This window comes from Bacillus sp. AFS088145, assembly GCF_002564465.1.
In the GTDB taxonomy this organism is placed as follows: domain Bacteria; phylum Bacillota; class Bacilli; order Bacillales; family Bacillaceae_G; genus Gottfriedia.
Window position 1 is genome coordinate 37,725 of record NZ_NUUX01000012.1, and the last position, 7,199, is coordinate 44,923.

Below are 7,199 nucleotides of genomic sequence, written 5' to 3' on the forward strand. Positions count from 1 at the left end.
TTTGACTGATATTTAAGTACCTACTCTTTAATAAAAATAGAATCATTTTCTAAAATAAGGAGGAGAAATGGGCATTGTTGGTGAAAAACTTTCGAAGTCCAAAGTTATTATGGAAGAAATGGTTTTACTAAATGAAATTAGAGCAATTTATCCTCAAACATTTATTAGACTTAACGAACCGATGGCAGATCATACTTTCATCCAAACAGGTGGAACTGCAGATATTTATATCAAGCCAGAAAATGTAGAAGCACTTCAAAAAATAACCAGATACGCATTTAACAATAAAGTTCGTTTAACGATTCTTGGTTATGGAACAAATGTCATAATACGAGACAACGGTATTAGAGGAATTGTAATAAATTTAGATGAACTAAATAAAATAAAGGTCCATGAAAATGAAATAACTGCTGAAAGTGGAGCAAGTATCATCGAGGTGTCTAAAGTTGCTCGTACTCATTATTTATCTGGGCTAGAATTTGCTTGCGGAATTCCTGGAAGTGTTGGTGGAGCATTAATAATGAATGCGGGAGCCTATGGCGGTGAAATTGCATTCGTCCTAAAAAGAGCTAAAGTCCTAACGATGTCTGGCGATTTACTCACAATTGATAAATCTGATTTTCAATTTGGATACAGAACAAGTATTTTTGAGAAAGAAAAATATATTGTGTTGGAAGCAAAATTCCAACTTGAGAAAGCTAGTTAAGAACTAATCCAAGAAAAAATGAATAGATATACATCACTTAGACAAGAAAAGCAACCTCTTGAATACCCTTCTTGTGGTAGCGTCTTTAAACGACCTATTAATCATTTTGCCGGAAAATTAATTTCTGACTCCGGATTGCAGGGTAAAAGAGTCGGGGGTGCTGAAGTATCAAAAAAGCATGCAGGTTTTATTGTGAATATAGACCATGCAACTTCAACGGATTACCTCAATTTGATCCGAACTATCCAAGAAACAGTGAAAAGAAAATATAAAATTGATATTGAAACAGAAGTTAAAATTCTTGGTGAGGAATAAGTCATTAGTTTTAATATGAAGTTCATTATATTAAAAGGCTAATTTAATAAAAAATTATTAAATTAGCCTTTTATTCATAAGATAGTGATGAATAAACGGTATGAATTCTTCGATGCAAAACAAATGAAAATCCCATTATTTAGTTCTTATATTCGCTCTATTTATCTTGTCATCAAATCTATCAATAAGGAAAAGTCCAATGATCGAATATAAGATAGTAAAACTATATATTATGGGAGAATGACAAAATTTAATACTAATCAAACCACGTTACATCAACGTTTATTCAAATTCTCCTGCGCCATTCTAACTAATTCCTTCACCATATTCCCACCAATCCGTCCACCTACTTTACCGTTTTCATGGGAAGTTAAATTGCCATTATATCCTTTCGTTAAAGGAACTCCAACTTCCTCAGCAGCTTCGAATTTAGCATCTTCAGGATTAGATGTATGCATGACTTTAGCTTTTAAAGCATCTAGTGCTTTTCTAGATTCAGGAACTAAGATTTTATTTTTTCTACTCATCAAACCCACTCCTTTTAGTTGTAGATTTCCCGTTTATCGATTTTTTTAATTATGGAAATAATTGCTATAAAATAGGGAATGTTACATAATGAAGACATGCGTTGATTAATCGAACTAAAAGGAGAATGATGATGAAATCTTTTAATGTAACTTTTCACAAAGAAGATAATGTAGATAATATGTTAATCCAAAAATTGAATGATGAGGAATACCATAAGTCTACTGAAGGTGGAACTAGACATTTATTCGAAATCGATACGAATATAGGCTTTTTTGTGTTTTTAGATTCAGAGGATAATGAAGGTAATGTATCTCATTTAGTCCTACAATATAATGAAGAAGATGAAGAACCAGTTGCATGCTATTCATTTGCAATGAAAGATTTTTATGAATTCATGGCTTTATATTTAAATGATTTAGAATTCGTTGATGAAACTTCTGAAGAAGAGGAAGTTGAACTGGATGCTACTAGTTCAATTCATCATTTAGTTCATCTATTATTCCATGTAATTGAAGAAGGCGAAGATTTAGAAGTATAAACTTCCAAATAAATGTATATTCTTCCAGGAAATACCGAGTTTATATATTTTAAAATGGGTATTTATGCAAAAAATGGAAGTTTCACAAATTTGTTTTGGTTATTAATTTAAGCCGATGATTTCAAACAAGCTCTTGATATTTTTATCGAGAGCTTTTTTATTTTAAAGATTCTACTCTATCTATCATAAATAACTTTCGACTCAAGTAAAATTTATACAAGGATATTTACAGAGGAGCTTGTTTAAAAAAATAAAAAGTAGAATAGGAGTCGATCATATTGAACATGCCACAGTCTGTATATATTAAAGAAATTGGACCTCGTATTAATTTTCAATATGGATCACGATTATCTATTGACCAAAAATTACAATGGATTAACCATCTGATTGCTAGTGGAATAAATCATATCGAAGTATCCACTTTAATGAATTATCCGAATAAACAACAGTTTAGTGAAGCTACCGAATTAGTATTAAAGCTAAAAAGAGATCATCATATAACATATGGAGTATTAGTGCCAAATAAAAGAAGTTTAATGAGAGCATTTGTTGTAGATGCAGATGAAATTAACTTTTTTATCTCAACAAGTGAGTCATATAATGTTAAAGTTAAAAATTGCTCGATCAATCAATCTTTGAAAGATATAAAGGAGATGACAAAAGTAGCGAAAGATTATGAAAAGCTTACGCGTGCTTATATTACGACAGTATTTGGCTGTCACGATGAAAAAGTAAGTCATCAAAAAGCAATCGACCTGGCATTGCAATTATTAGATGATGGAGTGGAGGCTTTATCATTTGTTGATACGATAGGTAAAGTAACACCTCTTCAAGTTAAGTTATTTTTGGAGGATTTATTAATAAAAATACCGAAAGAACGTTGTTCAATGCAATTTTATAATACTTTTGGGAATGGCATTTCTAACATCTATACTTCACTTTCGTATGGGATTCAGCGGTTTGAATCAGCAAATGGAGGATTCGGAGGCTGTTTTCCATCTAATGAACAAAATAGAATGATTGAAACGGAAGATTTAATTTCATTTTTACATCGACTTGAGATTCCAACTGATGTTGATGAAGTAAAACTACTAGACGCTACAAACTATATTTCAACCCAATTAAGTGAAGAGCCTACTAGTAAATTATTTTCAAGATTACCATCCAAAAAGCATCTAACATGATGCTTTTTTATATTGTTTTTAATAATTTGGACAAGAATTGAATTATTTTTGCATATAATTTACTAATTTGAATGAAAGGAGAATTGATTATGTCTAACATTGAAGCAATTATATTAGGCATCATTCAAGGGCTAACTGAATTTCTCCCTATCAGTAGTACTGGTCATTTATATATTGGTAGACATTTATTCGGGTTAGATGAGGCGGGCTTATTATTAGATACGTTAATGCATATTGGTACTTTATTAGCAGTGTTTGTTTTTTACAGTAAAGAATGGAAAGGTTTGATAAAAAAACCTTTTTCAAAATTAACTTTATTACTATTTGTAGGAACATTACCCGCTGTAATTGTAGGCTTATTATTTAAAGATTTTTTTGATGAAATCTCTGTTTCAGGTAAAACGATCGGTTGGGAGTTCATTTTTACTGGTATTATTTTGTTTATTGCTGATAAACGGAGACAAGGTAAGAAAACAATGGAGGAGTTAACGTGGGTTGATGCCTTATTCATCGGCTCATTTCAAGCACTTGCCATTTTCCCAGCGGTTTCTCGTTCAGGATTAACAATCGCTGCAGCATTATTTAAAGGAATGGAACGTAAAAGCGCTGCCTATTTTTCGTTCTTACTATCTACTCCTGCAATTTTAGGTGGAATCGTCTTCCAAGGAAAAGATCTTCTTGGCGGAAACACGGAGCAAATTCCGTTTTTCCCGCTATTTCTTGGAACATTAGCTGCTGCTATATTCGGTTATTTAGCAATCAGTTGGATGATCAATTTATTAAAAAAACAATCACTGAATATTTTTGGCTATTATGTTATTTTTTTAGGGGTTAGTATCGTAGTACTTCAGTATTTGAAGATATTTTAATGTAAATCGATAAAAATTGATACAAAATGATAACTAATCGTTTTGTATACAAAAAAGCACAGGAGTGATAATCCTGTGCTTTTTTATTACTCAAAGTTTTTTAACTTTTTCTTCATCACCAGTAGTCGAATTTATAAAGATATCATATGTATCGTGATTATATGTACCTAAAAATTCATAAGTGAGAACTTCTTTATTAAAATCATTTAAAATGATAGCTAATCGTTCTTCTTCAACTTTAACATTTTTATTAAGCTTTGCTCGTGCTTGCTCAAGTGTAAGCTTAGGAGTAGGGATTTTACGTACATGGTTTGAAGTAATATAGTTTTTAGCATTAAATCCAATTATTTGACCGTTATCTAATGCAACTTTTAATTGAATTGCTTCTGGATAGATGCGTACGTCATCAATTGATTTAACCATTTGAAGTACACCAATTGTATCGTATTGTGAACTATCATATAATTCCATGTTCTTATAGTTTTTTGAATTTAAATAACTTAAACCTTTTTTTACTGCATCGTCTAAACTGATTTGCTGTTTAGCTATTGGTCTATTTGTAATAAAGAAGATCGGCAAGCCAGCAGTTTCAGTTATTTCCATATACGTATCAGCTACTGGGTTATTGTGAGCCATAGAAACTGAGTAAAAAGGTTCAAATCGATCATTATCGGTTTTACTTCTAGTAACTTGAATTTTAGTAACATTTTTGAGCGGTACAGCGTCTTCAGCAATTTTTTTAGCTTCATTTTCATCAATTTTTTTACCAGTTAGTTTCTTTAAGCCTTTAGATTCCTCTTGACCATTCGAAAACGTTGGACCAAAATCATTGTCTGTAGTCGCTTTTACTTGTTCAATATGTTTAAAACCATCTATGATACTATTGTCACGAGGTGCTTCTTTTTCTTCAGATATTTGACCAACGTCAATCCAACTTAAGTTTTTATTCATGATGTTTGTTTGTACATTCCGTAGACCATCTTGAATTTTTTCAGCTGTTGAATAAATATTACGTAAAGAATTATATTCCTTTGCAGTTAAAGGTTCTTTATTTAAATCTCGAACCGCTGTTTTATAGCTAAAGTTTGCAACTCCAGTTAAAAAAGCCTGCGTTTTATCAAAAGGCACAAATTTTAGTGGAAGTTGTGCAATATCCGATTTAGATTGAATGGAAAGACGCCATACATCTGCTAAAGCAGGGGAGAGAGACGTTCTTGAATTCATTGCTAAAGTCGTACCGATTTTATCGTGTAATAAATCCATATCAAATGTTAGTTCATTAAAAGCTCTTTGATAATTATTTTCGGCTTTTAAATTCATTTCTTTCAGATCGCGATTTTGCGTATATCCCCAATAGCCAGTACCGATTAGAGCGGCTGTTAAAGCACCTACAACAATCCAACTACCTTTCATAATTACACCTCACTACAATTATTTACAAAAAATATGTTGTCCTATTGTAAGAATAATAGGGCGGCCACGAATCCATTGGTTTGTTGCTGTTTTAGGATTGTAGTAATAAATACATCCTGTGGTTGGATCCCAGCCATTTATTGCATCAATTACTGCTTTTTTAGCCTGAGCATTAGGAGTTAAATTAATTTGACCGTCAGCAACTGCCGTAAAAGCACCTGGTTGATATATGACACCAGCGATTGAATTTGGAAAAGATGCATTTGTTAAACGGTTTAAAATAACAGCAGCAACTGCAACTTGCCCAATATATGGCTCACCACGTGATTCTCCATATACTGCATTTGCCATTAATTTAATGTCATTATCTGTATAACCATTTGGTGCGTTTGCAATTGGTTTATTATTTGGTTTTGAATTCGAATTATTAGGCTTATTTGTATCCGGTTTAGCCGGCGGATTATTTGAACCGTTATTATTGGAAGTATTATTATTTGCTGTACTACCTTTATAATTCTTAGTTGCTTTTGTTAACTTTTCTTTTAATTTTGTTCCTGCGACACCATCAACTTTCATACCAAATTCCTTTTGAAAATTACGAAGAGCCCAGTATGTATTCCAGCCAAAAACTCCATCAGCTTTATCGTCTAGAAACCCTATAAATATAAGTCGCTCTTGAAGCTCCTTAACATCGTCGCCCGTTGAACCACGGCTGAGTACTTGACTACTAAAAGCATCAACTTCTTTTTTAGGTAAGTAAATATTTAAAGTAATCAGTGAAATACATATTATGCATAAGATAATAAATGCAGTTTTAAAGTGAAAATTCTTTTGCAAAATAAATCCTCCTTAATCAAATACATATAGGATTACTATTTGTAAAAAATTTCTTTTTATTAGTAAAAAGCGTAAAAACTGATATAAATTACACAAACCAGAAACGGATAGATAGAGAAGAGGGGTCGAATAGTAAGGATAGGAGCATAAAGGAGGAGGTATTATGAAAAGAACAATTAGAGCCATTTTCATTTTCTCATTCTTATTTTGTATTTTTTGCAAAGTAAACCCAGCTGCTGCAGAACCTGTTTATGAACCTCCATATGCTAAATGGGGGAAAATTGCAGTTGAAAAAACAATCCAAAGATACCCGCAATCGGATGTAATAGATTATTTACACATAGGAAGAGAACAAAAAACACCAACAGTCTCAGTAGAAAAATTCAAGTTATGGTTAAGATTAAAAGATGGAAGCAGGGAATTCGGCGTATATGTAAATGTAGAATTTGAACCAAGAACAGAAAGATACTTAGGAATTACTTATACTGAAACGGATCGATAAGTAACTAGCTTTAAAAAACATCGCTTAAACGTGATGTTTTTTATTAAAACACTTATTGTGAGAGAAATCACATGAAGGAATTTTAAAGGGGAGTAATAGTTAGAAAAAAGGATATATTTTTTTAATAATAGAAAAAATTGAGAATTCAAATAAGATCTTAATGATGGAACAGTAATTGAAATTAAATAAAAAAATTAACACAATCAGTGAGTGCAAAAAAACAATAAAAAGTTTGAATTATTGTAGAAAGTTAAACACATTAACTTAATTTTTATTTTTTTATTGAAGAATTTTTATTTATTAATTA

General features: G+C 31.4%; 7 protein-coding genes and 1 pseudogene. 5 read left to right on the forward strand and 3 right to left on the reverse strand.

The features are described from left to right. The first annotated feature begins 109 nt into the window (after window positions 1–109). Window positions 110–1,021: pseudogene (gene murB / locus COI44_RS08380) on the forward strand (UDP-N-acetylmuramate dehydrogenase). A gap of 275 nt (window positions 1,022–1,296) precedes the next feature. Here the strand turns inward: murB and COI44_RS08385 are convergent. Beyond that, window positions 1,297–1,548 carry an alpha/beta-type small acid-soluble spore protein gene (locus tag COI44_RS08385; protein WP_097977309.1) on the reverse strand — a complete coding sequence of 84 codons (252 nt, stop codon included), beginning with the start codon at window positions 1,546–1,548 and terminating at the stop codon, window positions 1,297–1,299. Window positions 1,549–1,679: 131 nt separating this feature from the next. Between COI44_RS08385 and COI44_RS08390 the strand changes: the two genes are divergently transcribed. The 3 genes from COI44_RS08390 to COI44_RS08400 all read left to right on the forward strand — a co-directional run bounded on the left by COI44_RS08390 (window position 1,680) and on the right by COI44_RS08400 (window position 4,140). Continuing rightward, window positions 1,680–2,087, forward strand: a complete 408-nt coding sequence (locus tag COI44_RS08390) for a cytosolic protein (RefSeq protein WP_098427526.1) — start codon at window positions 1,680–1,682, stop codon at window positions 2,085–2,087. Between the two features lie 284 nt (window positions 2,088–2,371). Continuing rightward, the gene (locus tag COI44_RS08395; protein ID WP_286163829.1) at window positions 2,372–3,271 is read left to right on the forward strand and encodes a beta/alpha barrel domain-containing protein; all 900 of its coding nucleotides are present in this window, start codon (window positions 2,372–2,374) and stop codon (window positions 3,269–3,271) included. An 89-nt stretch (window positions 3,272–3,360) separates the two neighbouring features. Continuing rightward, entirely contained in the window at window positions 3,361–4,140 is a 780-nt protein-coding gene (locus tag COI44_RS08400; protein WP_098427528.1) for an undecaprenyl-diphosphate phosphatase, read from the forward strand. 90 nt (window positions 4,141–4,230) lie between these two features. Here the strand turns inward: COI44_RS08400 and ypeB are convergent, their stop codons facing one another. Both ypeB and sleB read right to left on the reverse strand, forming a co-directional pair. After that, window positions 4,231–5,556, reverse strand: coding sequence for a germination protein YpeB (gene ypeB, locus COI44_RS08405; protein ID WP_098427529.1), 1,326 nt, complete (start codon window positions 5,554–5,556; stop codon window positions 4,231–4,233). A 15-nt stretch (window positions 5,557–5,571) separates the two neighbouring features. After that, window positions 5,572–6,390: a spore cortex-lytic enzyme gene (gene sleB / locus COI44_RS08410; RefSeq protein ID WP_098427530.1), complete on the reverse strand. Its 819-nt coding sequence runs from the start codon at window positions 6,388–6,390 to the stop codon at window positions 5,572–5,574. Between the two features lie 163 nt (window positions 6,391–6,553). Here sleB and COI44_RS08415 point away from each other — a divergent pair, with 163 nt between their 5' ends. Next, window positions 6,554–6,892 carry a DUF3889 domain-containing protein gene (locus COI44_RS08415; RefSeq protein WP_098427531.1) on the forward strand — a complete coding sequence of 113 codons (339 nt, stop codon included), beginning with the start codon at window positions 6,554–6,556 and terminating at the stop codon, window positions 6,890–6,892. Window positions 6,893–7,199 lie beyond the last annotated feature (307 nt).

What these genes read in the sequence shown, in the direction of transcription:
- COI44_RS08385 (WP_097977309.1), bottom strand. Translation starts at nt 1,548, where the DNA reads ATGAGTAGAAAAAATAAAATCTTAGTTCCTGAATCTAGAAAAGCACTA.
- COI44_RS08395 (WP_286163829.1), top strand. Translation starts at nt 2,372, where the DNA reads ATGCCACAGTCTGTATATATTAAAGAAATTGGACCTCGTATTAATTTT.
- COI44_RS08415 (WP_098427531.1), top strand. Translation starts at nt 6,554, where the DNA reads ATGAAAAGAACAATTAGAGCCATTTTCATTTTCTCATTCTTATTTTGT.
- COI44_RS08390 (WP_098427526.1), top strand. Translation starts at nt 1,680, where the DNA reads ATGAAATCTTTTAATGTAACTTTTCACAAAGAAGATAATGTAGATAAT.
- COI44_RS08400 (WP_098427528.1), top strand. Translation starts at nt 3,361, where the DNA reads ATGTCTAACATTGAAGCAATTATATTAGGCATCATTCAAGGGCTAACT.